Source organism: Polyangium spumosum, assembly GCF_009649845.1.
Taxonomy (GTDB): domain Bacteria; phylum Myxococcota_A; class Polyangia; order Polyangiales; family Polyangiaceae; genus Polyangium; species Polyangium spumosum.
Genome location: NZ_WJIE01000010.1, coordinates 288124 through 313655 on the forward strand (window position 1 = coordinate 288124; position 25532 = coordinate 313655).

The 25532-nt window shown below is 69.9% G+C and carries 20 protein-coding genes; 8 read left to right on the plus strand and 12 right to left on the minus strand.

Going from position 1 to position 25532, the window contains the following annotated elements; all coding sequences use genetic code 11:
- Window positions 1-12: 12 nt before the first annotated feature.
- A complete protein-coding gene (locus GF068_RS30600) occupies window positions 13-1089 on the plus strand; it encodes a hypothetical protein (protein WP_153823032.1) in 1077 nt (358 codons plus the stop codon).
- On the opposite strand, the gene GF068_RS30605 is transcribed toward GF068_RS30600, so the two are convergent.
- Together GF068_RS30605 and GF068_RS30610 are read right to left on the minus strand one after the other, a co-directional pair.
- The gene (locus GF068_RS30605) at window positions 1055-1555 is read right to left on the minus strand and encodes a DUF2243 domain-containing protein (RefSeq protein ID WP_153823033.1); all 501 of its coding nucleotides are present in this window, start codon (window positions 1553-1555) and stop codon (window positions 1055-1057) included. The two genes, GF068_RS30600 and GF068_RS30605, sit on opposite strands and share 35 nt — an antisense overlap.
- A 5-nt stretch (window positions 1556-1560) precedes the next feature.
- Window positions 1561-1899, minus strand: coding sequence for a hypothetical protein (locus GF068_RS30610; RefSeq protein ID WP_153823034.1), 339 nt, complete (start codon window positions 1897-1899; stop codon window positions 1561-1563).
- Between GF068_RS30610 and GF068_RS30615 the strand changes: the two genes are divergently transcribed.
- Window positions 1882-2541, plus strand: coding sequence for a hypothetical protein (locus GF068_RS30615; protein ID WP_153823035.1), 660 nt, complete (start codon window positions 1882-1884; stop codon window positions 2539-2541). The two genes, GF068_RS30610 and GF068_RS30615, sit on opposite strands and share 18 nt — an antisense overlap.
- 15 nt (window positions 2542-2556) lie before the next feature.
- On the opposite strand, the gene GF068_RS30620 is transcribed toward GF068_RS30615, so the two are convergent.
- The gene (locus tag GF068_RS30620; RefSeq protein ID WP_153823036.1) at window positions 2557-6576 is read right to left on the minus strand and encodes a serine/threonine-protein kinase; all 4020 of its coding nucleotides are present in this window, start codon (window positions 6574-6576) and stop codon (window positions 2557-2559) included.
- 204 nt (window positions 6577-6780) lie between these two features.
- Window positions 6781-7572 (minus strand): TetR/AcrR family transcriptional regulator, encoded by a 792-nt coding sequence (locus GF068_RS30625; protein ID WP_240807605.1) that lies wholly within the window; start codon window positions 7570-7572, stop codon window positions 6781-6783.
- A 97-nt stretch (window positions 7573-7669) separates the two neighbouring features.
- Between GF068_RS30625 and GF068_RS30630 the strand changes: the two genes are divergently transcribed.
- A complete protein-coding gene (locus GF068_RS30630; RefSeq protein WP_153823037.1) occupies window positions 7670-8065 on the plus strand; it encodes a VOC family protein in 396 nt (131 codons plus the stop codon).
- A gap of 2 nt (window positions 8066-8067) precedes the next feature.
- On the opposite strand, the gene GF068_RS30635 is transcribed toward GF068_RS30630, so the two are convergent.
- The gene (locus GF068_RS30635) at window positions 8068-8634 is read right to left on the minus strand and encodes a hypothetical protein (RefSeq protein WP_153823038.1); all 567 of its coding nucleotides are present in this window, start codon (window positions 8632-8634) and stop codon (window positions 8068-8070) included.
- Between the two features lie 37 nt (window positions 8635-8671).
- Window positions 8672-9538, minus strand: a complete 867-nt coding sequence (locus tag GF068_RS30640) for a LysR family transcriptional regulator (protein ID WP_153823039.1) — start codon at window positions 9536-9538, stop codon at window positions 8672-8674.
- 76 nt (window positions 9539-9614) lie between these two features.
- On the opposite strand from GF068_RS30640, the gene GF068_RS30645 reads away from it, so the two are divergent.
- Window positions 9615-10217 carry an RNA 2'-phosphotransferase gene (locus tag GF068_RS30645; protein ID WP_153823040.1) on the plus strand — a complete coding sequence of 201 codons (603 nt, stop codon included), beginning with the start codon at window positions 9615-9617 and terminating at the stop codon, window positions 10215-10217.
- Between the two features lie 27 nt (window positions 10218-10244).
- Here GF068_RS30645 and GF068_RS30650 read toward each other — a convergent pair whose 3' ends face one another.
- Window positions 10245-11339 carry a multiheme c-type cytochrome gene (locus GF068_RS30650; protein ID WP_153823041.1) on the minus strand — a complete coding sequence of 365 codons (1095 nt, stop codon included), beginning with the start codon at window positions 11337-11339 and terminating at the stop codon, window positions 10245-10247.
- 307 nt (window positions 11340-11646) lie between these two features.
- On the opposite strand from GF068_RS30650, the gene GF068_RS30655 reads away from it, so the two are divergent.
- The 3 genes from GF068_RS30655 (at window position 11647) to GF068_RS30665 (ending at window position 15537) form a co-directional block, all read left to right on the plus strand.
- Window positions 11647-13029: a hypothetical protein gene (locus tag GF068_RS30655; RefSeq protein WP_153823042.1), complete on the plus strand. Its 1383-nt coding sequence runs from the start codon at window positions 11647-11649 to the stop codon at window positions 13027-13029.
- A gap of 184 nt (window positions 13030-13213) precedes the next feature.
- Window positions 13214-13789 carry a hypothetical protein gene (locus GF068_RS30660; RefSeq protein ID WP_153823043.1) on the plus strand — a complete coding sequence of 192 codons (576 nt, stop codon included), beginning with the start codon at window positions 13214-13216 and terminating at the stop codon, window positions 13787-13789.
- Window positions 13790-13932: 143 nt separating this feature from the next.
- Entirely contained in the window at window positions 13933-15537 is a 1605-nt protein-coding gene (locus GF068_RS30665; RefSeq protein WP_153823044.1) for a S53 family peptidase, read from the plus strand.
- Between the two features lie 21 nt (window positions 15538-15558).
- On the opposite strand, the gene GF068_RS30670 is transcribed toward GF068_RS30665, so the two are convergent.
- Both GF068_RS30670 and GF068_RS30675 read right to left on the minus strand, forming a co-directional pair.
- Entirely contained in the window at window positions 15559-16833 is a 1275-nt protein-coding gene (locus GF068_RS30670) for an efflux RND transporter periplasmic adaptor subunit (protein ID WP_153823045.1), read from the minus strand.
- Window positions 16830-20000: an efflux RND transporter permease subunit gene (locus GF068_RS30675; protein ID WP_153823046.1), complete on the minus strand. Its 3171-nt coding sequence runs from the start codon at window positions 19998-20000 to the stop codon at window positions 16830-16832. The genes GF068_RS30670 and GF068_RS30675 overlap by 4 nt, the downstream gene beginning before the upstream one ends.
- Before the next feature lie 126 nt (window positions 20001-20126).
- Here GF068_RS30675 and GF068_RS30680 point away from each other — a divergent pair, with 126 nt between their 5' ends.
- Window positions 20127-21017, plus strand: a complete 891-nt coding sequence (locus tag GF068_RS30680; RefSeq protein WP_153823047.1) for a LysR family transcriptional regulator — start codon at window positions 20127-20129, stop codon at window positions 21015-21017.
- Here GF068_RS30680 and GF068_RS30685 read toward each other — a convergent pair.
- The 3 genes from GF068_RS30685 to GF068_RS30695 all read right to left on the minus strand — a co-directional run bounded on the left by GF068_RS30685 (window position 21014) and on the right by GF068_RS30695 (window position 25507).
- The gene (locus GF068_RS30685) at window positions 21014-22561 is read right to left on the minus strand and encodes an alkaline phosphatase D family protein (RefSeq protein WP_153823048.1); all 1548 of its coding nucleotides are present in this window, start codon (window positions 22559-22561) and stop codon (window positions 21014-21016) included. The two genes, GF068_RS30680 and GF068_RS30685, sit on opposite strands and share 4 nt — an antisense overlap.
- Window positions 22562-22634: 73 nt before the next feature.
- Window positions 22635-23882 carry a PAS domain-containing protein gene (locus GF068_RS30690; RefSeq protein ID WP_153823049.1) on the minus strand — a complete coding sequence of 416 codons (1248 nt, stop codon included), beginning with the start codon at window positions 23880-23882 and terminating at the stop codon, window positions 22635-22637.
- Between the two features lie 17 nt (window positions 23883-23899).
- Window positions 23900-25507 (minus strand): PAS domain-containing protein, encoded by a 1608-nt coding sequence (locus GF068_RS30695; protein ID WP_153823050.1) that lies wholly within the window; start codon window positions 25505-25507, stop codon window positions 23900-23902.
- Window positions 25508-25532 lie beyond the last annotated feature (25 nt).

A 25532-nucleotide genomic window follows, 5' to 3' on the forward strand; every position in this document is an offset into this window, starting at 1 on the left:
GTTTTTCCCGTGATGAACCGCTCTTCTCTGCTCACCGTCGCCGCGACGCTGGCCTCCTTCACCGCCGCGGGCTGCTTCTTCAACCCCTACGCAGGCATGACCGGGCTCGATCCCGAGGCGATCCAGGCGCAACAAGCGCAGGCGATGGCCGAAGCGCAGGCGCAAAACGACGCGCAGATCCTCGCGCAGCTCGAGGAGTCACGCGCGGCCGTGAAGGCGAGCCCGGGCGACATGAACGCGGCGCGGGTGCTCGCCCAGCGCGTGGGGGCCTGTTTCCTCCTCGGGCTCGTCGAGCGAAAGAAGGTCGACGGCGAGGCGGCGATCGCCGAGGTGGACGCGGCGCTCGAAGAGGCGACCCGGAAGCACCCCGACCAGAAGGCCGAGGCGCTCTCGTCGAAGGGGATCCTGTTCGTCCACGCGAAGCGCAACAAGGAGGCGATCGAGACGCTCGAAGCCTCGATGGCGGCGCGGCCGACGGTGCTCGCGTGCGTGCCGCTCATCAAGGAGCTCGACGACGCCGGGCGATCGAGCGAGGTCGTCGGCCATTGCAAGAAGGCGCGGCCGGCGGCGCGGGACGACGAGGATCGTTACACGCTGCTCGATAGCTGCCTCCGGCACTCGCACGGCGGCGCGGCGGAGCAGGGGCTCGCGTGGGCCGGCAAGGCGGACATCGATTTCTACAACCAGAGGACGGACGAGATCGTCCAGCAAAACGCGGCGCACCGGGCCGAGCAGGAGGCGCACTCGGCGCAGATGCGCGCGGACTTCGACGCGAGCCGGAGGCGCGCAGAGGAGGAGCGCGCCGCGCGGGCGGGGGCGCCGAGCTCGGGAGGCGGCGGCGGTACGTACTCGCTCCGGCTGCACAATAGCTGCTCGCGGACGGTGAAATTGTTCTTCGGGGACAACCCGAAGTTCGGCAGCGGGACGCGGACGTCGCTCGGCTCGAACACGACGTCGTCGTACTCGGGCGGAGCGCCGAAGACGGTATGGATCGTGGACGATCGGGATCAGGGTATCTCGAGCTTCGTGGCGAGCGGATCACAATCGATGCAGATCACGTCGAGCTGCTCCGGGTTCTCGACGTACTGAGCGCGCGCCGCCCCATTCGAATCAGCAGCCATCCGAGGCCGCCGAGCACGAGGCCCGAGACCAGAAAGCCGATGTCCCAGGCGAGCTCGTTCGGGCCCGGCTTGACGTGGTGGATGCCGAAGAGCTGATGGTCGATGAGGCCCTCCACGAAATTGAAGAGCCCCCAGCCGAGCGACAGCGCGCCCACGAAGGTCGGCGTCGATCGGGGCGCGGTGTCCTCCTTGAAGCCACGCCAGAGAAGGCCGAGGCCGATCGCGGTCGTCACCCAGGTGACGGCGTGGAAGACGCCGTCGAAGACCATGTTCACCTTCATGTCCCGGAGGTTCGTCGGCGGCAGGATCGACGAGAGCATGTTGTGCCATTGCAGGATCTGGTGGAAGACGATGCCGTCCACGAACCCGCCGAGCCCGACGCCGAGGAGGACCCCCGCCGCGACGAGGCCCCCGTCTTTTTGAACTCGTTCCATGTGGTTCACCCGTCCTTTCCGATTCCCGCGTTTCGCCCGCGCCCGTGAAAAAGGAACGCCACGAGCCAGACGACCAGGAAGGGGAGGAGCAGGAGAGCGAGGTGGGCCAACGTGTCCGGATCCTCCCGGATGAACGCGCGCGTCCGCCGCGCGAGCGGGCAGTCGGGGCACGCGATCACGAGGGCAGGGCGCGCTGTGACGAGGCAGGCGAGCACGAGGGCCACGGTCGCTGGCATGCGCCCCGAGGTTGCAACGGCGGTGCCCGCCCCGCCGTCGCCGGAGCCGGAAAGGAGCGCGAGGCCCGAGACCTCGTGTACAATCAGCGCATGCTTTTCCCGATCCATCGAGCTTTTTATCTGATCCTCCCCGTCCTCGTGGCCTGCAGCGGAAAGGTCGACGTGGAGCCGACCCCGTCGGGCGGCGGCGGCGGGCAGGGCGGGCAGGGCGGCGGCCAGACCGGCAGTTGCCCCGCGGAGCCGCCCGCTGACGGCGCGCCGTGTGACGTGCCGGCGGAAAAGCCGTGCTCTTACGGCGAATGTTGTCCGCAGACGTTCAACTGCGAGGCGGGGAAGTGGATCGAGCTGCTCGTCGGTTGCGCGCCGCCCGCGCCGTGCCCCGGGTCTCCGCCGCTCGACGGCGCGCCCTGCGCCGGCGGCCCGTGTGGGCAAACCTCGCCGTGCACGTATACCTGTGTGCCGGACGGCGCGGAGATGTTCACCATGACGTGCGGGGACGACAATCTCTGGCACAGCGATACGCCGGACCTCTGCGACGGCGCGTCGACGTGCGGCGGCATGCTGCAATGCCTCCCGGGGTTCGTCTGCGTCGAGAAGCAGGCCTTCGGGACCCAGTACGAATGCGTCTCCAATCCTTGTTTCCCCGATTCGCTCTCGTGCGCCTGCGCGGAGCCGGCCTGCGGGGACGGCTTCACCTGCATCCAGGCCTCGGAGAGCAACGTGCTCTGCGAGTGCCCGGCCTGCAAATGAAGGAGGGGGCCGCGCTCAGGGCCCCTCGGCGTCGGGCGCACGCGCGAGGTCCCGGAGGCGTACGTGCTCCGGGAGATCGTGGTGAAGCGCCCGCAATGTGGGGTCCTCGATCCTCTCAAGCCGCCATTCGAGCCTGCGATGGGCCTCGGCGAGGGCCTCTCGGGCGGCGGGCATGTCCCCGGTCGCCACGCGCGCCTCGATGATGGCGAGCCGCAGCGGCATCTCCGCGTAACCCGCGCAGCCGCCTTGCGTCTCCATCCAGCGAACGACCTCCTCCGCGACCTGCCGCGCTTCGTCCGGACGACCTTCCCCGAGCAGGGCCAGGATCAACGTCCGCTCGATGGCCGGACGCCAGCCGCGGACGTATTGCAGGATCTCGATCGCCTGCTCGGCGGCCTCCCGGGCCTCGACGAACCGCCCCGCGGCGAGGAAGACCCGCGCGAGCGCGCCGTACGCGACGCCGATGGTGTCCTCCATCGCGCGCTGATCGATGAGAAACCTCGCGAGGTCCTCGATCTCCGCCCAGTCCTCCGGCGCGCACCGCTCGGCGAGCACGAGCATTCGATAAAAACGGGTCGTGGACAGGAGGAACTCATCATTCCGGCGGAGGGCGGTCTCCAGGCCTTCGCGCAACCTTCGTGCTGCCGTGTCTTCGTCCCCGAGCGCCGCGAGCGCCGCGACGAGCAGGCACAACGACATGCCCCCCCAGCGCGAGGAGCACGCCGCTGCATACACGACCATGCCCTCGCGGCAGAGCTCGAGGACCGCCCCGAGATCCCCCGTGATGAAATAGGCAAAACATGCCCGCGCCAGGCACATGTGCCCGCGGGCGAGCAGCTCCCCCTCCGGGAGGCGCGGCGCGAGCGCCTCCAGCCGGGAAAGGAGCCGCGCCGCGGGCGCGCCGCTCCCCGTCATCCCGAGCGCGATGTTGGCCGAGCCGAGCAACAGGAGGCACGGGGCCACCGCGTCGGGCGCAGGCTCGAGATCCTCGAGGATACGGACGAGCGCGTCGACCTCGTCCCTCATCGACATGTTCACCGCGATGATCAGGAAGGACGATACCGCGTCGCTCCAGGCGACGCTCCCCTCGGGCAGGAGGGCGAGCGCCTCCTTGCCGATCTGGACGCCCCTGTGCCAGTCCAGGCGCCACATGCAAGCCTCGAACTCGAGGGCGAGGAGCTTCCCGCGTAGCTCACCGCGCGGGTCACACGCGAGGCCTCGCTCGGCGCGGATTCGCATGCTGTCGAAATCGTCCTGCTGGTACGATTGCCTCGCGGCGCTGAGATAATGGACGGCGGCCCGATCGAGGTCGCCGCCTGCGCGGGCGTGCTCGGCGAGGACCATCGGATCCATCTCGCCCACCTGCTCGAGATACGAGCACGCGAGCCGGTGCCCGAGCCCCCGATCCGCGTCGGTCAAGAGTCCATGGGCGGCGTCGCGCAAGAGCACGTGGCGGAAGCCGTATTCGGTCTCGCCGGGGAAACGGCTCCGCGCGCGGCGCTCGAGGATCTCGGCCTGGACCAGCTCGAAGAGCCGCTCGTCCGTGGTGATCGTGTCGTGCTGCCGACCGAGGAGCGCGACGAGCCCGCCGCGCCAGAAGGTTTGTCCAAAAATACTCGCCGCCGAGAGCACGCGGCGCGAGGACAGATCGAGGCACGACAGCCTCGCCTGGAGCATGGCCAGCACGGTCTCGGGTTGTCCCTCGGCTTTGCCCTCGGAGGCGGCGCGGATGAGCTCCTCCAGGAACAACACGTTTCCCGCGGACTGCTCGACGATACGCGTCACGGAGGCCGCGGGCACGTCGGGGCCGAGCACGGCCGTGACGAGCTCCTCGGCGGCCCTCGGGCGGAGCCCCGCGAGCCGGATGAGGTGGACGATGCGCCCGCTCCAGAGCTTGGGGAACACCTCGGTGACCTCGGGTCGGGCGAGCGCCAGCACGAAAAAAGGCAGCTCCCGCCGCTCCACGAGGGCCGCGTCGACGAGCTTGACCGTCGCGGGATCTCCCCAGTGGAGATCCTCGAGCACGAGGAGGACGGGTTTTTCCGCGCACTCGGCGGCGAGCAGATCCAGAAAGGCCCGCTGGATCTGCTCGTGCATGATCTTGGGATCACGAAAGGCCGCGCGGAGCAGGGCGCTCGGCGCCTCCGTCACGACGCCGCACATCGTGGCCAAGAACTCGCCCACCCGCCGCTGATCCTCGGGCGCCACGTGGCGCGCCACGCGCGCGCGGATCTTCTCCTCGCGTCGAGCCGGCGGATCCCCCGGGTCCACCTCGCAGAGTCGACGCAATGCCTCGCAGATCAACGCATACGGCGACCCCGCGCTGAGCGGCGCGCCGCTGCCGAGGAGCACCTCGATCGGGCCTCGTCGCGCGCGCAGCCGGCGCAGAAATTCGTGCCGCAGCCTGGATTTGCCCGCGCCGGGCGGCGCGACGACGAGCGCGCCCGCCGGCTCCGCGTGCTCGAAGGCGCCGTCGATCGCGGCGAAGAGCACGGCGAGCTCCCGCTCGCGCCCCACGCACGGCGTCGGCCGCCCGAGCAAGAGGCGCGATTCGTCCGCCCCGCTCGGGCGCTGTCCGCGCAGGATCGGCCCGTCCGCCGTCCTCGTGATGCCGAATCGAGGCTCGAGCAGCTTGGCGGAGAGGTCGTCCAGAAAAACGCCCGCCTCCGTCGCCGGGCGCGGCTCCGGCTCGGGGTCCTCCGGGGCGATCGCGCCGACGCGCGGGGCGACGATCAAGAAGGCGCGCTCGATCGCCTCGCCGACGAGGGTCTTTTCTTTCAGCACGCCGCGGCCCGTGGTCAAGGCGACGTGGGCCTCGGGCCACGACTCCTGCACGGCGAGCGCGCATAACGCGGCCTGTGTCGCTTGATCCACGGCGCTCTGGGCGGGCGTCACCACGACGACGAGGGCGCCGCTGGCCAGCCATTCGACGCGCCCGCCGAGGCGCAGGAGCCGGGCGCGCAAAGCTTCGCGGTGCGAGAGCCACGCGGCGCGCGCCGAGAGCGTGTCCTCCTCGCCCGAGCTCGGCTCGGCGCCCGAGAGTGCCACGACGACGGAGAGCAATTGCAGGGCGTCTCCGCTGAGCGCCATGGAAGCCGAGAGAGGCGCGCCCTCCGAAGCCTCGGAGGTGTCGTCCGCGAGGCGCGCGAGCTCGTCCCGGAGCGCCGCGGCGTCGGCGGGGCGCCGCGACGGATCCTTCTCCAGCATACGCGCGACGAGCGCGGCGAGGCCCGGGGGCGTGCCGGGGCGAAGGGCCGCGACGCTGGGCGCCTCCTCGAAGAGGACCTTCGCGAGGATCACGAGCGCGCTCGACGCGAAAAAGGGTGGTTGTCCCGTCAAACACTGGAATGCGACGCAGCCGAGCGCGAACACGTCGGCGCTCGGGCCGATCTCGTCCTCGCCGCGCGCCTGCTCGGGGGCCATGTAGCCGGGTGTCCCGAGGAGGGCGCCGGGGCGCGTGAGGGCCGTCGTGGAGAGCGAGCTCCGCGCGATCCCGAAATCGAGGAGCGTGACGCCCTCGACGCGCCCGTCCCGCAGGAAGAGGTTGCTCGGCTTGATGTCGCGGTGGAGGATCCCGCGCGCGTGCGCGGCCGCGAGCGCGTCCGCGACCTTCCGGAGTAGCGTGACGCAATCGCTTGGATCGAGCGGACCCTCCGCGAGGCGCTGGCCGAGGTCCTGCCCGGCGAGCCATTCGAGGGCGAGGTACGGACGGCCGTCCTCGGCCGCGCCGTGCGCGAGGTACGACACGATCCCCGGATGCCCGAGCTGCGACAGGAGCCTCGCCTCCCGATCGAACCGCTCGGAGAGCTCGCGGCTGATCGTGTCCTCGTGCAGAAGCTTGAGGGCGACATCTCGGCCGATCTGCACGTCGCGGGCGCGGAACACCTCGCCCATTCCGCCGCGTCCGGCGGTCCGCTCGAGGAGGAAACGACCGGCGACGAGGGAACCTGGGCCGAGGCGGGTGCCCCCGGGCCCGTCACGTCGAGGCCCCTCCATCGGCGGGTGCGTGGGCGTCTCATTTTTCGTTGGGGGCATGATGTCCACGATTGCGGTCGAACCACCACAATGTGCACACGACTCCCGGTGACGCCAGACCGATTGCGATTTTATCCGCTGCGTTCGCCCCTCTCTTCGATCCGAGGAGTCATGGGCTTGACGCCCTGCTCGTGAAAACCAACATTGGTAGAATGGGCGTTGTATCGCGTGGCCACCGGCGATCGAGCGTGGCCTGACCGCGGTTCAAGCCTTCCGATTTCGCTCGACCAGCCGAGCGAGCCCATCGAGCACGCGATCCATCCCGAATCGATACGCCGCGTCGGCCTGATAGGCCCCGCCCTGGGCCGCCCCCGCCGCTTCGCCGATTCGCGTGGCCCGGGGGAATTTCTCCGGGTCGACCACGCGGCGCAGGAGGTCGGCCTGGGCCTCCCACCACGCCTCGTCCGTCATACCCGTGGCCTCGGGGAGCGCGGCGGCCCCCTCGGCGCTCCGGGCGTTCGCCTGCACGAAGCCGAGGACGAACGTCAACGCGGCGTCAATCTCCACGTCGGACAAACCAAGGCCGTCGAACGCCGACAGCTCGTACTCGTACTTCGTGATCACGCCGGGTCCGAGGGGAGGGCGGCTCGTGCTCGCGTGGACCAGCCACGGATGCGCGGCGTGGAGGGCGCGGTTCTGGTCCGCGATGGAGAGGATCCGCTCGCGAAAGCCGAGCGGATCGAGCGCGGGCCTCTCGGCGCGGAGGTACACCTGATCGATCATCAGCTCGATCAGCTCGGTCTTTCCTCCCGGCACGTAGGTGTAGATGGACATGGGGGACGCGCCCACGGCCTGCGCCACCGAGCGCACGGTGACCGCGTCGAGCCCTCGTTCATCGGCGATCGTGAGGGCCGCCTCGACCACCCGATCCACGGTGAGCGACTGCCGCGGGCCCCGCGTCTTCAGCGGCGAGAGGTGGTGCCGCCACAGGAGCGCGAGCGTTCGCGCAGGATCCGGGGTCGCGGGTTTGTTCGGCGCCATGAAATCGGTCTCCATCCCCTTGACGGAAACAACGTACTCCGTACACTGTACGTCGTACGAAGTTTTGGTTCACCTTCACGAGGGGCTCGCCCCAGGATCGAGGAACACCCGCATGCAAGCAACCACCGCGTCGGCGATTTCGCTCAACGTCAAGGATGTGGAGGCGTCGCGCGACTTCTTCGCCCGGCACCTCGGGTTCGCCGCGAAGATGGCCGCGGACGGCTTCGTCTCGATGGCGCGCGGCGACGTCGGATTCCACGTCATCTTCCTGCGGCAAGGGCTCGCGTCGCTGCAGCCGGAGTCGTTGAAGCACACGCACGCCGGCGGCTTGATCGTAGCGTTCGTCGTGGGCGACGTGGACGCCGAGGAGGCGCGGCTGCGCGCCGAGGGGGTGCCCATCACGACGCCGCTCCAGACCGAGCCGTGGGGCGAGCGGTTTTTCCAGGTCACGGACCCGAACGGCCTCGTCGTGCAGTTCGTCCAGTGGATGACGCCGCCGGAGGCGTGATCTCAGCGCAGCACGTGCACCACGATCCGTGACGAGAGGCCGCCGAACCTCGCGAGCACCTGCCCCTCGCCCTCGTCGAAGGCCCCCGCGAAGCCGGCGTTCTCCGGCGGGCACTTGGCCTCGTCGCCGGCGCACGGCTCGGGCCTGCGCGGCGCGAGGGCGCCGGTGAACGACCACGCGACGGGCGCGCGGCCGATCGAGAGGCGTTGCCCGGTCTCGTCGAAGGCTTCGAGGCGCATCACGAGCGCGTCGCCGCGCTTGACGGCGCGGGTCGCGTCGACGTGGACCCGGCTCGGGCGGCGCACGTCGAGCACCACGACGCCGTGCTCGCAAGGGATACGCACCTGGCCCGGGTCGAGGGCCTCGTAGGTCACGCCCGAGGGATCGAACTGGATCTTCGAACGCGGCCGGGCCTCCGCGACCCGACAAGCGCCGCGGGCCTTCGGTACGTCGTCGCGCGCGCCCACGGCCACGAAAAACACGGTCTCCGCCGGCTTCGCGCAGCTCGGCAGCGCCGCGACCATCGTCAGGAGCAGGGCGGCGTGGGAGAGCGTCTCGTCGCGGCGCATGGGGCGCGCGGAGTATCCCTCGGCAAAGGCCCGGGGATCAACGTCGCGCCGCGGCGAGCAGGCGCTTCCAGACGCGCTCGGCGGCGCCTTCGAGGGGCGCGTCGGCGAGGCGGACGGCCGCGTAGGTTTGGCTCGGCAAGCCGGCGATCGGGCGGCCCACGAGGCCGGGCGGCAGGCGGCAGAAGTCGTTGACGACGGCGAGCCCGGCCCCGAGCCGCGCGAGCTGCAGGGTGAGCGGCCAGCCGCGCACCTCGACGGCCACCTCCCAGCCCACGCGCGCCGCCCGCAGCGCCTCCTCCAGCACCACGCGTTGCGGCTGGCCCTCGGGCGGCACGACGAGCGAGGCGCCTTCGAGATCGGAGAGCTCCACGCGCGGCTTTCCGGCGAGCGGGTGCGCCTCCGGCAACACGAGCATCTGCCCGACGCTCGCGAGCGTCTCCACCACGAGCCGCGGCGGCCGCGTCTCCAGCGGGAGCACGCCGAGGTGCGCCTCGCCCGTGCGCACGGCCGCGAGCGTGCCTGCCGCGTCCCGCACGAGCAGCGAAAGCGGCGTGCGCGCGTCGCGCACCGAGCGCTGCACGGCCTCGCCGATGAGGTAGAGGTACGCGCCTTCGCCCGCCGCGAGCACCACGCGCGTGCGCGGGCGACCCGCGCGCAAGCCCTCGACGAACTCGACCTGCTGCGCGAGCGTCCTCCGGGCGTACGCGGCGACGCGCTCGCCGCCGTCGGTGAGCACGAGGGCGCGGCCGACGCGGCGGTAGAGCGGCGCGCCGACGACCTCCGCGAGCCTCTGGACCTGCGCGTGCAACGCGGGTTGCGAGAGGCCGAGGGCGCGGGCGGCGTGGGTGAAGTTCTTGTGCTCGGCGAAGGCGGCGAAGGCGTAGAGCCAGGAGGTCTCCAGCATGACTATCACCGGAGAGGATAGCTCATCTGAAAAGACGACTTCCGCCGATGACAGGTCCCGCTACCCTCGGGGCCTCATGAACATCGTAGAGCTTAGCAAGAAACTCTCCTGGCTCCTTCGCCACGGGGCGCGTGAGGCCGGCGTATCGATGGATGCGGCCGGCTGGGTGCCCGTGCCCGAGGTGCTGCGTTACCTCCGCATGAGCCGCGCCACGCTCGAGGAGGTGGTCGCGACCAACAACAAGAGCCGCCTCGAGCTCGTCGGCGAGCGCGTGCGGGCCTGCCAGGGCCACTCGACCGAAGACATGCCCATCACGGCCGAGGCGCTGGAGGCGTCGTGGCGGCCGTTCGCGGCCGGCGGGAGCCTCTGGCACGGGACCACCGTCGAGGCGACGGTCCCGATCGCGCAGGAAGGCCTCTGGCCGCAGAAGCGCACCCACGTGCACCTGGCGCCGAGCCTCGAGAGCAAGGTCGGCAAGCGCTCGGCGACCCCGGTCGTGCTCGAGGTCTCGACCGCGCGATTGCGGGAGGCGGGGCAGGGCGTGTGGGAGGCGCAGAATGGCGTCGTGCTCGTGCGGCACGTCCCGGTGTCCTGCATCGTCGACCTGGTCTGCACGACGCGCGCGGCGAGGCAGGTCGAGGCCACGCTGCGGGCCCGCTTCGGCTTTCGGAGGTCGTGATCGAAACGAGGGCGAACGAACCGGCCGTCAATTCGCTCCCCATGGCAATTCCCCCGAATGAAGCAAGACCTCGGACTCGATCTCCGCTTCGGCCGGGTCCGTCCCGTGCAAGGCGGTGGCGACACGTTGATAACGCACCCAATAGGACACGGTCCCGCGCTCGGGGGGCGGTGAGGGGGGCGTGATGTCGAGCTCGACGACCCTGGGATCACGGCCCACGCGATCGTCGCGCGCGAGGTGCCTGCCGGGTCGTCCCGGGACGATCTGGAAATGGCGGGCCAGGTGGCGGACGTCGCGGCGGAGGACGACGCCGCGCTCATTTTTGAGCTCGCAGCCGACCTCGAGGCGGCGGAACAGGTCCCCCGTCGGATAATCGTGCCCCGGCGCGGGCTGGACGAGGGTGACGCGTAGCGTGTCGTCCCCGGCGCGTTCGGCGGTGACCTGGAGGTTCTGGCGCAACCAGGCGGGATCACGGACCTCGGCGAATGCGTGCGAGCGGCGCCCCCCGACGCGGGGCATGTGGCAATCGGCGCAGGGCCTCGCCGACGCGGGCGAGCGCTGGTGCTCGCGCACGGTGGTCTGCATGAATTGCCCGTCGTCGTCGCCGGATCCCAGCGGGAAACGGAATTCATGGCAATACGCGCAGCCGCCCGTCTGGCTGAACGTGGCCGAGCGGCGCAGCGGGTGGGGCGCGCGGACGGCCTGGACTTCCGGAGGCGCCGCGGCCAGGACGACCCCCTCCTCGATCACGTGGCAGGTCACGCAGCCGACCCCGAGCTCGCTCACGGCCGCGGGCGGCTCGACCCTGGGATCCGCCTCCGGGGCGTGACAGCCGCGGCAAAACGGGGTGGGCTCGAGGGCGAACGCCTTGCGATAGGCGGGGTTCGTGTTCGATTGCTGGTGGTGCGAGCCGCGCCATTGCTCGGCCTCGTCGGGATGGCAACCGATACACGTCGCATTGAGCGCCACGGCCGCGTCGAGCCGCATGCGATACGGCCTCGGCATCGGGGAGTCGGGCGCGGCGGGCGCCGAGGTCGCTTGCCCATCCATGACGACGTCGCCGCGGATGCACCCGACGAGGCAACAAACGGACATCAGCAGGGAGAAGGATCCGCGCAGCATGGGGCGAACGGCCAGGGCCGTTTCCCACGTACCACTTTTTTCGAGGGATCGGAACGCTCAGTTCGCGCCCACGTGTATCGGCAGGCGGTCGAGGTACGGGCTCTGGTGGCCCTTTCGCTCGAGCTGTGCGACGAGCTTTTTCCAGGTCGGCTCGGACATGGCGCAGGATGCAATGCAGCGGCGGCGTCGGCGATCGGTGTGGGGCCCCGCTCGTCTTTGGCAAGGGGAGGCGTGCTTCTGTCCCCGGGCCCGACCGAGCGGTCGTGCTTGACAGACGAGCCCCCGTCGGTCTCTCATTGCGACAAACATGGGCAAACGTCATCCGCTCTTTTTCACGGGGGCTTTCGTCACTTTTTGCCTCGCGGCGTGCGGGGACGAGCCCCCGCCTGCGCCGCTCGAGGGCTGCGAGGCGGCCGTCGAGATGGCGGATCCTGCGACGGTCGAGGGGAGCACGAAGCGCGGCGAGCACCTGACCGAGGGGAGCTGCATCACGGGCAAGGGCCCGGAGGTCCGTTATCGGATCCTGCCCACGACGACGGGGATGCTCGATCTCACCCTCACGTCGGACGCCGATCTCGGCATGTACGTGCGTACGACCTGCGAGGAGGCCCAGAGCGAGATTGGCTGCGCGGACCTCGTGAAGGCGGGCGAGCCGGAGAAGCTCAGCGTGCCGGTCGAGGAAGGCGCGGCCGTGTGGGTCGTGATCGACGGGTACGATTCGTCGAGCGCCGGCGCGTTCACCCTCGCGGCCGCGAGCCGGCCCATCACCTGTGGCGACAGCCGCGTCGAGGGCGGGGAGGAATGTGATCCGCCCGATGCGGGCAAGACCTGCACGGCCGATTGCAAGAAGGTCCCGGAGGCGTGCGGCGACGGCGTCGACAACGACGTCGACGGCTTCACCGATTGCGAGGACGCCGCCGACTGCGGGGGCGACGCCGCTTGTCCGCTCGCGATGGCTTGCGGCGCGGCGACGTCGGCCGGGGCAACCCAGAACGGGAGCACGTCGAGCGGCTCCACCGATTTCGCGGGGAGCTGCACCGGCGGCAGCCTGAGCCCCGAGGCGCTCTTCTCGTACGTCCCGCCGTCCGACGGCGCGCTGCTCGTCACCCTGCAATCGGCGACCAACCAGGGCGTGTACGTGCGCGAGAGCTGCGAGGATCCGGCGTCAGAGCTCGGCTGCCTCGACGATCAGCCCGGCGGCGCCGAGGAAGTGCTCGTCGTGCCGGTCGACGCGGGGACGTCGCTCACGATTTTCGTGGACGGGTCGAAGCCGGCGGAGGCAGGCGCGTTCACGCTGCAGACCGCGCTCGAACCTTCGACCGAGGTCGAGCCGAACGACACGTCGGCGAACGCCTCGGCCTACGGCGCCGCGACGTTCGTGGGCACGTTGAGCCCTGCCGGGGATCAGGACTACGTGAAGATCGACGTTCCGGCCGCGGGCGCGACGCTGCGCGCCACGATCGAGGACTTCGGCAATGGTGATTGCGCGAACTTCAAGCTCGACACGGTGGTCGAGGTGTATGGTCCCGACGGCGCGACGAGCCTGGGGCTGAACGACGATTCCGGCAACTTCTGTTCGCTCGCGGAGGCCAAGGCGCTGTCAGCCGGCACGCATTACGTACGGATCGCCGCCTCCGCCAACGCGAAGACCCCCGTCTTTGCGTATCGGCTCACATTGCAAATCCAGTAATCCAAACCCTGGTAACTCGATATTCCAGGAGCGGATTTTTCCGATTCCGAGACAAGTTCGCTTGACAGGACATCACGTCCGAGGGCAGCTTGGTCGTGGAGCATTTTTTCCTTTTGAAATGCTCCACGCTCGGTCGTCCCGAGTCGCCCTCCCTCGAGGCCCCTTCCAGACAGCGGAGAAGCCAATGATGCGTCACGTCATTCCCTCGGTCATCGTCGCGATGTCCTTCACCATGGTTGCAGGTTGTGTCACCTCGATCGAGGAGCCGACCGACGAGGCCTCCCAAGGCGTCGTGCAGTGCGAGGACAACCCCCCGCTCGTCACCCGGACCCAGGGGTTCTGGCAGAACCATAGCTGCGTCGTGAAGGGTGATGCGACGGGCGTCCCGCTCGTGCCGATCGCGCTCGGCGCGAGCGTCTCGCTCGACAAACCGTCGGCGGTGTATGCCTACCTGGACGCGCCCACGCAGGGCAACAAGCAGCTCATCCTCGGCCACCAGCTCGTCGCCTCGAAGCTCAACGCGAAGGCGTTCGGCATCGGCAACGTCGAGTTCGCCGACTATAACGCCGACGGCGTTCTGGAGACCGTGAACCAGCTCCTCGACATCGCCGACGGGCTGTACGATGCGGGCTCCAGCACGGATCGCGTGAAGATGGCGACCATCCTCGACAAGCTCAACAACACGGGCACCGAAGAGGAGCTTTATTTCGATCCGACCTGCAAGTCCGCGCCCGTCTTGCCGCCCCCGGCCTGCGAGTGACAGACCCGCGGGCTCGCATCGCGGCGACGTGATCGAGCTCCTCCCGACGCCCCGGCTTCGCGCGCTCGCGAGGCCGGGGCGTTCGTGTTTTTCGTCCCCGCATCGTCCGCCCCGTCCGCGCGCGGGCATGATATCCTCCTGCAATGCGTACCTCGGCGGTGGTTTGCACTTCCCTGACGCTCGTCCTCGGCTCCGGATGCGGCGAAGAGCCGCTCGTCGGCAACATCGGGAGCGGTTTGCCCGCGCCGATGGAGGGCGTTTACTGGGACCAGGGCGAGTCGGATCCGAAGGCTGGTTTCCGCGCGCTGATGGGGTTTCCCACGCGCGACGTCGAGCGGCTCGAGCTCGCGATCCAGGCCATGTACGATCCGACGAGCGCGAGCTTCCGGCAAACCATGTCGGTCGACGACTGGATGGCCAAGCACGCGCCGGCGGCGGAGGACGTGGAGAAGGTCGCCGCCTGGCTCACGTCGCAAGGTATGACCGTGCAGGTGCGCGGGACGAACCGGCTCCTCCTGGAGTTCACGGGCACGGTGGGCCAGTTCAACGCGGCGTTCCAGACGACGCTCCATGATTACGAACGGAAAAACCCCTCCGCGGGCCGGCCGCCGATCCCGGTGTATGGCTCGCTCTCGCCGCTCATCGCGCCGCCGGAGATCGCGCCGCTCGTGACCGGCGTGGTGACGGTCGACGTGCCGCCCGACGACAAGAAGCTGCCGGGGGAAGGCGGCGAGATCGTCATCGCGACGCCGGAGAACGTCGCGGAGTCGATGTCGGTCGCGCAGGTGGCGCACGCATACGACGTCGACGGCCTGTATGCGCTCGGGGAGGACGGCGCCGGCGTCAAGCTCGGGCTCGTCGTGGGCGCGACGTTCAAGTTCAAGGATTTGCAATCGTTCTGGCGTTCGTTCGGCGTGAACCGCGCCGATCCGATCGTGGTGCAGACGATGGAGCCCATCGCCACGCGGTACCTGGAGACCACGCTCGACACGGAGTGGGCAGGCGCGCTCGCGCCGGGCGCCGAGCTTGTCGTTTATTCGGGGCCCGACGCGCGGAACACTTCGATCGTGTACACCTTCAACGAGGCCGTCGGCCGCGGGGAGGTCTCGGTCCTGTCGAGCTCGTTCGCGCACCGGGAGGAGACCGAGGCGCCCATCATCCACGACCATTTCAACGCCGCGGCGCGGATGGGCGCGGCGATCGGGATGACCATCGCGGTCGCCTCGGGCGACTCCGCGCGGCCGGACATCCCCTCGACGAGCCCTTACGTGACCTGCGTCGGCGGGACGCGGATCACCCTGGGGACCGACCACGAGATCCTGGCCGAGGCCGCGTGGAGCCACGCGGGCTCGGGCAAGGCGCGCCATTTCCCCATTCCCTGGTACCAGGAGGGGGTCGTCACCGATTCGGAGGGGCGACGTGCGGTCTCGGATCTCGCCGTCCAGGGCTCGGCGACGCCCGGCTACTGGGTGTATTACCTTGCCAAGTGGGACCATTACGGCGGCACGTCGTTCTCCGCGCCCGTCTTCGCGGGCATGATGGCGGTGGTGAACCAGCACCGAGCCAAGCAGGGCAAGCCCCCGGTCGGCTTGTTGAACCCGCTCCTGTACCAGTCGACCGAGGTGCAAAAGACCTTCCGCGACATCGTCACCGGAGAAACGGACCTCTTCAGCGCCGGCCCCGGATGGGATTACCCGACCGGCTGGGGCGCGCCCGATATCGCGCTTCTGGCAGAGGCGTTGCCGTGACGCCGACGGCCTGAACGTAGGTCACTTCGGAGGGGGCGCGGCGGTGGGCAGGAGCTCGACCGTCGTGCCCTCGGCGAGCTGCATGTTCGCGAGCTTCACGACGCGCTCGCTGCCTTCGAGCCCGGTCGAGATCAGGATCGTCGCGCCCGTGTCGCGCTCGATCGTGATGGGCACGAAGCGGACCTTGCTCTCCGCGTCGACGACGGCCACGCGTAGCCCCTTCGCGTCGTTGTAGAGCGCGGTCGCCGGGATCTCGAGCACCCGGTGCGGCAAGGGCAAGGTGAGCGAGGCCTCGGCGTACATGCCCGCGAGCAGCTTGTTGTCGGGGTTCGGCACGCGCACCTCCGTGTTCATCGTCCGCGTCGCCGCGTCGAGCGCGCCGGACGTGCGCGCGACCGTGCCCTCGAACGAGACGCCCGGGAACTCCCGCACCGACACCGCGGCCTTCGCGCCCACCTTCACGCTCGGCGCGACGTCCTGCGGCACGCCCACGAAGACGCGCACGGGATCGGTCGCGGCGATGCGGAAGAGCGGCGTGCCGTTGCCCGACGAGACGAGCGCGCCACGCTCGATCGTCCGGGAGACGACCGTGCCCGCGAAGGGCGCGACGATCTTCGCAAAACCCCTCAGATCCCGGATGCGCTGGATCTTCGCCGCCGCCCCCGTGATGGCCGCCTGCGCGACCGTGACGCCCGCCGCGTCGACGCGCGCCTGCCCCTGCCGCTGATCGAGCTCCTGCTGCGTCGCCACGCCCGCGGGCACGAGTTTCTCGTACCGATCGAGGTTCGTCTTCGAGAGATCGCGGCTCGCCTCGGCCCGGACGAGCGCGGCCTTGGCCTGCGTGAGCTCGGCGCTGGCCTGCGTGAGCTCGCGATCGAGCTCGGGCGTATCGATCTCGGCGAGGACCTGCCCCTCCTCGACCTTGTCGCCGATGTCGACGTTCCACTTGCGCACGTACCCGCTGACGCGCGGGTAGACGACCGTCTCCTCGAGCGGCCGGATGCTGCCCGGCAGCACGAGCGAGCGATCACTCGACGTGACCTTGGGCGTCACGACCTCCACGCGCGGCGCGGTGGTCTCGGCGGACCTCACGCTCGCCTCGAGCGCGGCGCGGGCATCACGCTTGGGCAGGTAGGTCGCGGCGAAGACGGCCCCGAGCACGACGACGAGGGCCGCGCACGCGAGGGCCACCTGCGTCCGTGAGAGCGCGGCGGGCGGCGGCAGATCGAAGCCGAGATCGTCGGCCTTCGGGGCGGACGTCTCCTCGGGGCTCGAACGCAGATCGTTGGTGCTCATAGCGACTCCGTGAGCGGATCCGTCATCGGCGGCTTCTTGCGGAGGATGCTGTACATCACCGGCACGAAGAAGAGCGTGGTGACCGTGGCGAGGAGCAGGCCGCCGATGACAGCGCGGCCGAGAGGTGCGTTCTGCTCGCCGCCCTCGCCGAGGCCCGTCGACATGGGGAGCATGCCGATGATCATGGCGAGCGCGGTCATGAGCACGGGCCGCAGGCGCGTCATGCCGGCGGCGAGGGCCGCGGACGTGGCGTCTCGGCCGACCTTGCGTTGATCGTTGGCGAACGTGACGACGAGGATGCTGTTCGCCGTGGCGACGCCGACGCACATGATCGAGCCCATCAGCGCGGGCACGCTCAGCGTCGTCCGCGTGAGGAAGAGCATCCACGCGATCCCCGCGATGGCGCCCGGCAGGGCCATCAGGATGACGAAGGGATCGAGCCACGACTGGAAGTTCACGACCATGAGCAGGTACACGAGCACGATCGCGAAGAGCAGGCCGAAGGCGAGGCCGCGGAACGACGACTCCATGCTCTCGACCTGCCCCGTGACCGTCACCTTCGTCCCGCGCGGCAGCTCGGGCTGCATCCCGTCGACGAGGCGCGAGACCGCGCTCGCGACCGAGCCGAGATCGGTGCCCTCGACGTTCGCCTGCACGTCGTAGGTCCGCGCGACGTTGTAGTGCGTGATGTTCACCGGCCCTGCACCACGCTCGACCTCCGCGACGTTCGAGAGGAGCTGCGGCCGGCCGTCGCGGGTGGCGAGCGGCGTCGCGTTGAGGGCGTCGACCGAGTTCATGGCGTACTGCGGCGTCTGCACGGCGACGAGGTACTGCACGCCGCGTTTGTCGAGCCAGTAGCTCGGCGAGACCTGGCCGCTCGACGAGAGCGAGACGAGCACGTCGCTCGCGACGTCACGCTGCGTGAGGCCCATCTGATCGGCCATCGTGCGATCGACCTCGATGCGGAGCTCGGGCCTCTTCGCGACCTGCGCGAGGTGAACGTCGACCGCGCCCGGGATCTGCTTCATGCGCGCGGCGATCTTCTCCGCGACGCCGTACGTCTCCTCCTCCTTGCCGATCGGGCCGACCACGCGGACGTTGATGGGGGCGGGGAGGCCGAAGTTCAGGACCTGCGTGGTGATGTCGGGGGCGAGGAAAAAGAAGGTCGCGTCGGGGTAGGTCGCGTTGAGCTTCCGGCGGAGCTCCTGGACGTAGCCCTCGGTCGGCTGGTGGCCCTTCTTCAGCGAGATCAGGATCTGCCCGTCGGCCGAGGAGATGAGCGCGCCCTCGCTCAGCGAGAGGTTGATGCCGCTCGCCGGGATGCCGAGGTTGTCGATCATCGTGTCGATCTCGGCGGGCGGGATGACCTCGCGGATCGTGTCCTCGATGCGGGCGAAGCGGTGCTCGCTCTCCTCGAGGCGCGTGCCCGGCGCGCCGCGGACGTGGAGCTTGATGAGGCCCGCGTCGACGCGCGGGAAGAAGTCGCGGCCGAGCAGGGGAAAGAGCGAGGCCGAGGCCGCGACGAAGACGAGGAAGCCGCCCACGAACGCGGCGCGGTGCACGAGCGCCCACGCGAGAAGCTTCCCGTACGACGTACGCAGCCGATCGAAGCCGTGGTTGAAGCGCACGAAGATCCGCCCGAAGACGCCCTTCGGCGCGGCGTGGTGCTCTCCGGCGTGCTCCTCGGCCTCGCGCTGGAGCAGGAGCCGCACGAGCGTGGGGACGAGCGTCCGGGAGAGGACGTACGACATGAGCATCGCGAAGACGACCGCGAGCGCGAGCGGCACGAAGAGCGACTTCGCGGCGCCCGTGATGAACACGACGGGCACGAACACGATGCAGATGCAGAGCGTCGAGACGAGCGCGGGGACCGCGATCTCCTGCGCGCCGTCGACGATCGCGCGGATGAACGTCTTCTTCTGCCCGAGGTTCCTGTGGATGTTCTCGATCGCGACCGTGGCGTCGTCGACGAGGATGCCGACGGCGAGCGCCATCCCGCCGAGGGTCATGGTGTTCAGCGTGTGGCCGAGCGCGTTCAGGATGATGATCGAGACCAGGATCGAGAGCGGGATCGAGAGCACGACGATGAGCGTGCTGCGCCAGCTCCCGAGGAAGAGCAGGATCATCAGCGCCGTGAGCACCGCGGCGATCACGGCCTCGTGCACGACGCCCTCGACCGCGGCGCGCACGAAGAGCGACTGATCGAAGAGCAGCGTGGCCCGGAGCTCCTTGGGCAGCTTCTCCATCGTCGCCGGCAGCATGTTCCGGATGCGCGCGGCGACGTCGAGCGTGCTCGCGTTGCCGTTCTTCAGGATGGTCATGAGCACGCTGCGCTGGCCGTCGACGTGGACCATGCTCTGCTGCGGCGCGTTGCCGTCGCGGATGTTCGCGACGTCGCGCACGTAGATGGTCTTGCCGTCGACGGTCTTGAGCGGCAGGTTGCCGAGCTCCTCGAGCGCGGCGGGGCTCGAGTTCATGACGATGGGGTACTCGTTCACCCCCATCTTGGCCGTGCCCGAGGGCAGGATGACGTTTTGCAGGCCGATGGCGGCGTTGACGTCGCGCGGCGACAGGCCCCAGGCGTAGAGGCGCGCCGGATCGATGTCGACCATGATCTGGCGCTGCTTGCCGCCGTAGGGCCAGGGGATCTGCGCGCCCTTGATGGTCGCGATGTCGGCGCGGATGAAGTTGACGCCGTAATCGAAGAGCTGCTGCTCGCTGAACGACTCGCTCTCCAGCGCGACCTGCATGATGGGCACGCTGGAGGCGCTGTAACGGATGATCAGCGGCGGCGTCATGCCCGGCGGCATCTGGCGGATCGAGGTCTGCGAAGCCGCGGTGATCTGCGCCGTCGCCGCCTCCACGCTCGCGCCGGGCTGGAGGTAGACCTTCACGATCGCGATGCCCGTGAGCGATTGGCTCTCGACGTGATCGATGTCGTTGACGACGGTCGTGAGGAAACGCTCGTAGTTGTTGACGACGCGCTTCTCCATCTCCGCCGGCGGCAAACCGCCGTAGTTGAAGATCACGGAGATCACCGGGATGTCGATCTCCGGGAAGATGTCCGTCGGCATCCGGAGGATGGTGAACACCCCCGTGAGCACGATGAGCATCGACATCACGATGAAGGTGTACGGACGCTTGAGCGCGGTGACGACGAGCCACATGAGCGAATCCAGAGCCCGCCGAGAGCTCGCCCGGAAAAACGGGACGAGCGGAGGGCCCGGGAAGCTTTCGGGGGCGGCTCGCTATCGTCCAATGCATTCCCAGGCATCGCCTGATACCTTCTGGGCATGGAACTGCGTCACCTGCGCTACTTCGTCGCGATCGCGGAGGAGAGGCACTTCGGGCGCGCCGCGCGGCGGCTGCGCATGACGCAACCCCCGCTGAGCCGGCAAATCCAGGAGCTCGAGGCCGAGCTCGGGTTTTCGCTCTTCGACCGCGCGCGGCGGCGGGTGGAGCTCACGCCGGCCGGCGTGGTGCTCCTCGCGCGCGTCAGGAACCTGCTCGAAGGGCTCGATTTCGCCGTGCACGAGGCGCGGCGCGCGAGCGTCGGGGAGATCGGGCGGGTCGCCGTGGGGTACATCTCGTCGCTCGCGTACAGCGGCATCACCGACCTCCTGCGCGCCTTCCACGAGCGTTTTCCCAAGGTGGAGATCGCCCTGCGCGAGATGAGCCCGCAGGCGCAGCTCGACGCGCTCAAGGAGGGCCTGATCGACGTCGGCCTCGTGCGTGGCTCGGTCGACGACGCGTCGCTCGCGTCCGCGTGCGTGAAGCGAGATCCGCTGGTCGTGGCCCTGCCGGCGGGGCACGCGCTGACGGCGCACAAGCGGCTGCCGCTCGAGCTGCTCGCGCGCGAGCCGTTCGTGCTCTTCCCGCGGCAACGGGGGCCGGCGTTTTTTGATCAGATCATGTCGCTCTGCCGGGACGCGGGCTTCACGCCGCGTATCGTGCAGGAGGCGCCGCACCTCGACATCCTGAGCCTGGTCGCGGCGGGCTTCGGCGTGGCCATCCTGCCGCGCTCGATCCGCCGCGCGGGGCGCAGGGGCTTCGTCATCCGGCCCATCGTGGGCTCGCCGCGCGCGGATCTGTTCATTGCGTGGCGCGCCGACGACACGTCCCCGGCCTTGCGGGAGTTCGTCGGGTTCGTGCGGAGCACGTTCGTGGAGAAGGGTGCCGATTAACGCCGCACGGCGAGCGTGGAGAGCGCGATCGGCTGGTCGAAGAGCACATCCCCTCGCTCGTCCTTGCAGACGAGCACCACCTCGGAGCCCGCGCGATCGAGATCGACGTCGACGATCCCGTAATTGCAGCGGTCGATGATCTCGGTGACGAGGTATCGATCTTTGCCGGCGATCGGCTCCATCCAGGGATCGTTCGCGAGCGGGCTCGTCGTGAGCTCCCACCATTCGGGCCCGCGGCGCCCGTGCAGATCGCGGCCCTCCTGGTGGAAGAGGTTCGCCATGTGCAGATCGCCGCTGACGAAGACCACGCCGCGGATGTCGCGCGCCTCGATCTCGCCGAGCAGCCCCTCGAGCTCGCGGGGCGCGTCGCGGCGGAAGCACTCCCATTCCTTCGCGACGGCGGCGTCCGCGAGCACCTGCGTCGGCGAGGCGATGATCTTGACGGGCGCCGTGCTCCGGGCGAGGGCCTCGACGAGCCAGACGAGCTGCGCCTCGCCGAGAAGGGTGTGATTGGGCTGGTTCCTGTGCCAGCGGCTGTCGAGGAGGAAGATCTCGGCCGGGCCCACGCGCGCCGAGGAGAAGATACCCTCGATCCCCTGCGCGCCCCAGTTCGCGTTCGCCCACATGCGCCGGAAGGCGCGCAGGGCCATCTGTTTGCCGGAGAAACGATTGTCGGCGTCATTGGGGCCAAAATCATGATCGTCCCAGACGCCGAGCGTGGGCACGGCGGAGACGAGGCGCCGGAACGCGTCGTTGTTCCGGGCGCGGAGCTGGGCGAGCATCATCGTGTGCTCGCTCTGCCAGTCGAAGCCGTAATAATAGGTGTTGTCGCCGATCATCGCGAGGCAAGCCGGCGCGTCGCGCGTGATCGCGTCGAGGATCGGCAGCTCGTTCTGATGGTAGAAGCAGAGGCACGAGCCGAAGGCGATCCGCGCGGCGCGCGCCTCGCGGGGCGGCGCGAGGGGCAGGGGACGGGCCTTCGTCCGGCCGTGCGTGCTCTCGAACCAATACGTGTACGGGACGCCCGGGCGCAGGCCCTCGACGTGATAGGTCTGGCAGAGCCATTCACTCCACGCGGGCGTCTTCTGCATCCGACAGACCTCGCCGTCGGGCGTCGCGACCACGAGGGAGACGGGGGAGGTGCAGCGGGCCTGGACCCAGAGGCGCGCGTCGCGCTCGGAGACCTCGCCGATCATCGGGCCGGCGAGCAGCGGGCCCTCCGGGTAGCTGTTCCATCCGCCGGGGAAACCGCCCCGATCCACGGGCGCGAGCTCGAGCCGCACGCCGTCCCAGGCGCCGCTGCCGCCGCCCTCCCAGGTGCCGCGGAAGCCATTGGCGCCGCGATGGAACTCCCACGTGAACGTCCCTTCGCTCGAATTGCCCTTTTGCGCCCACGTGCCGCGCACGGTGCTGCCGTGTAATGTGCCCGAGACGGAGCCGTCCTGATGGGTATACTTGCCCGTGACCCGCGCGCCGCGCGCCTCGAGGTGCAACGTGCCGAAGGTCGTGAAATAGGCGCCCGAAATGGGAAGCGGTGCATCCATACGTAAAGCCCTCCCCTCCGCGCGGCAGTCTATCACCTCTCCGCGATACGCGCCGCACTTCGGCGCGGGGACGTCAGCGGGCGCGGGCGCGAGATCGCGTGATCGCGTAGGTCACGCCCTGCTGCAGCGTGCTCAGCGTCTTGAGGCCACGCATGTCGACGCCGAGCTCGATGAGCGCGCGCGCCGCCGCCGGCCGCACGCCCGTGAGCACCACCTCCGCGCCGAGCAGCGCCGCGGCCTGCGCCGCCTGCACGATGCCGCTCGCCACGTCCGCGTCGACCTCGCGCAGGCCCGTGATGTCGAGGATCGCGACCTCGGCCTGATGCGCGCCCACGCCGTCGAGCAACGTCTCCAGAACGAGCGCCGCCCGCGTCGCGTCGATGGCCCCGATGAGCGGCATCAGGACGACCCCGCGCGCGATCGGCAGGAGCGGCGTCGAGAGCGCCCGCAGCGCCACGTGTTGCGCGTCGATGATGTCCTTGGCGAGCTGCGCCCGCTCCTCCTCGGCCTGCTTGCGCGCGGTGATGTCGAGGGAAACACCGCAGACGGCGTACGGCTCCCCGTTCGTATTGAAGAGCGGGAACTTCGAGACCATGTAGATGCGGGTGCCCTCCGCGGTGGGGATGATCTCCTCACTCTCGAGCGGTCGGCCCGCCGCGAGGGCCAACGCGTCGTTGTCGCGGTTCTGCTTCACGGTCTCGGGCGGGAGGAAATCCCCGTCCCGCTTGCCGAGGATCCACCCGCGGGGGAGGTTGCAGTTCTCGTCGAACTGGCGGTTCGAGAAGGTGAACACGCCGTCGAGGTCCTTGACGAAGACGACGATGGGCGCGTTGTCGAGGATGGCCTGCACCTCGGCGCGGCTCCGCTCGAGCCGGTCGAGGTTCTGCCGGTGCACGGTGGCGTCGTGGCCGCTCGTGGCGAGCGCGGCGTAGTGCTGGAGGAGGGCCTCGGAGGCCACGTCGAAGCACGCGGAGAGGCGCTCGATCCCCTCGGCCGCGCCGGGGACCTCGGGCAGGGCTCGCACGCAAGCGCGCAGGAAATGGCGACGGCAGAGGGCGAGGGCGCGGCCGACCTCCTCGGCCGGGGCGCCCTTCGCCGCGAGGGAGAGGACATGCGCCCCGAGCGCCTCGAGCCCCGCCGCGCCGTCGAGCGCGCGCAGGGCCACGCCGACGGCCGCCTCGGCCCACGCCGCGGCCTCGGCCGCCCCTGCCTTCGCGAGCATCGGGAGCTCGTCCAGGGCGTCCCGCGTGATCGCGGCGCTCATCTCGGGCGCCCTGCTCGAAAGAAAAACGAAGGGCCCGGGGACCGTGGAATTGCTCATGGGATTGCCACTCCGGATCAAGACGAACGAGCGGGCGGGCGCGCGCGGGATGACCGCGTGATCGCGTAGGTCACGCCCTGCTGCAGGGAGCTCAGGGTCTTGATGCCGCGCATGTCGACGCCGAGCTCGATGAGCGTACGCGCCGCCGCCGGCCGCACGCCCGTCAGCACCACCTCCGCGCCGAGCAGCGCCGCGGCCTGCGCCGCCTGCACGAGGCCCGTCGCCACCTCGGCGTCGATCTCGTGCAGGCCCGTGATGTCGAGGATCGCGGCCTCCGCCCGGTGCGCGCCCACGCCGTCGAGCAACGTCTCCAGCACGAGCGCCGCCCGCGCCGCGTCCATGGCCCCGATGAGCGGCATGAGCACGACCCCACGCGCGATCGGCAAGAGCGGCGTCGACAGGGCCCGCAGCGCCACGTGTTGCGCGTCGATGATGTCCCGGGCGAGCCGCGCCCGGTCCTCCTCGGCCTGCTTGCGCGCGGTGATGTCGAGGGCGATCCCGCAGACGGCGTACGGAGCCCCGCCCGCGTCGACGAGGGGGAACTTCGAGACCATGTAGATGCGGGAGCCGTCCGTGGTGGGGATGAGCTCCTCACTCTCGACCGCTCGTCCCGCCGCGAGGGCCGCCGCGTCATTGTCGCGGTTTTGCTTCACGGTCTCGGGCGGGAGGAAATCGGCGTCGCGTTTTCCGACCATCCACCTCGGCTCGAAGCCGAAGAGCGCGTCGCACAGGTAGTTCGAGAAGGTGTAGACCCCCTCGAGGTCCTTGACGAACACGACGATGGGCGCGTTGTCGAGGATGGCCTGGACCTCGCCGCGGCTCTGCTCGAGCCGGTCGCGGTTCTGCCGGTGCTCGGTGATGTCGTATCCGCTCGCCACGAACGCCGCGGGCCGGCCCTCGCCGTCGAGGATACGATCGACGTTCCATTGCAGGAGCCGCACCGTCCCGTCGCGCGAGACGACCGGGTTCTCGAAGTTCTTCGTCGGCTCGCCCGCGAGCACCTTGTGCATGTCGGCCCGCACGGCCTCGTGGGCCTCGGGCGGCAGGAAGGCCTCGAAATAATCCTTGCCGAGCGCCTCCTCGCGGGGGACGCCGTACACGCGCTCGGCGTCGCCATTCCAGTCGATGACCTTGCCGTCCACGTCGATGACCACGATGACGCTGCCGATCGCGTTCACCAGGCCGCGGAAGCGCGCCGACCCGTCCCGGCACCGCGCCGCGGCGAGGGCGGCGTAGTACCTCCCGACGGCCTCGTAGGCCGCGTCGAAGCTCGCGGAGAGGCGCTCGATCTCCTCGGCGGCGCCCGCGACCTCGGGCAGGGCGCGCAGCGAAGCGCGCAGCAGATGGCGCCGGCAGAGGGTGACGGCGCGGAGGACCTCGTCGGCCGCGGCGCCTTCATCCCCGAAGGCCACGAAATGGGCGACGAGCGCCTCGGCCCCTGCCTCGCCCGAGACCACGCGCAGGGCTGCGGCGACGGCCGCCTCGGACCACGCCGCCACCTCCGCCGTCCCGGCCCTCGCGAGCCGCGGGATCTGCTCCGCGGCGTCCTGGCAAATGGCGACGCTGATCTCGCGCGCCTGACCCGAGAGGGACGCGAGATACCCGGTGGCCGTACGGTCACGCATCGTCGTAGGGGCTCCAGATGACGAG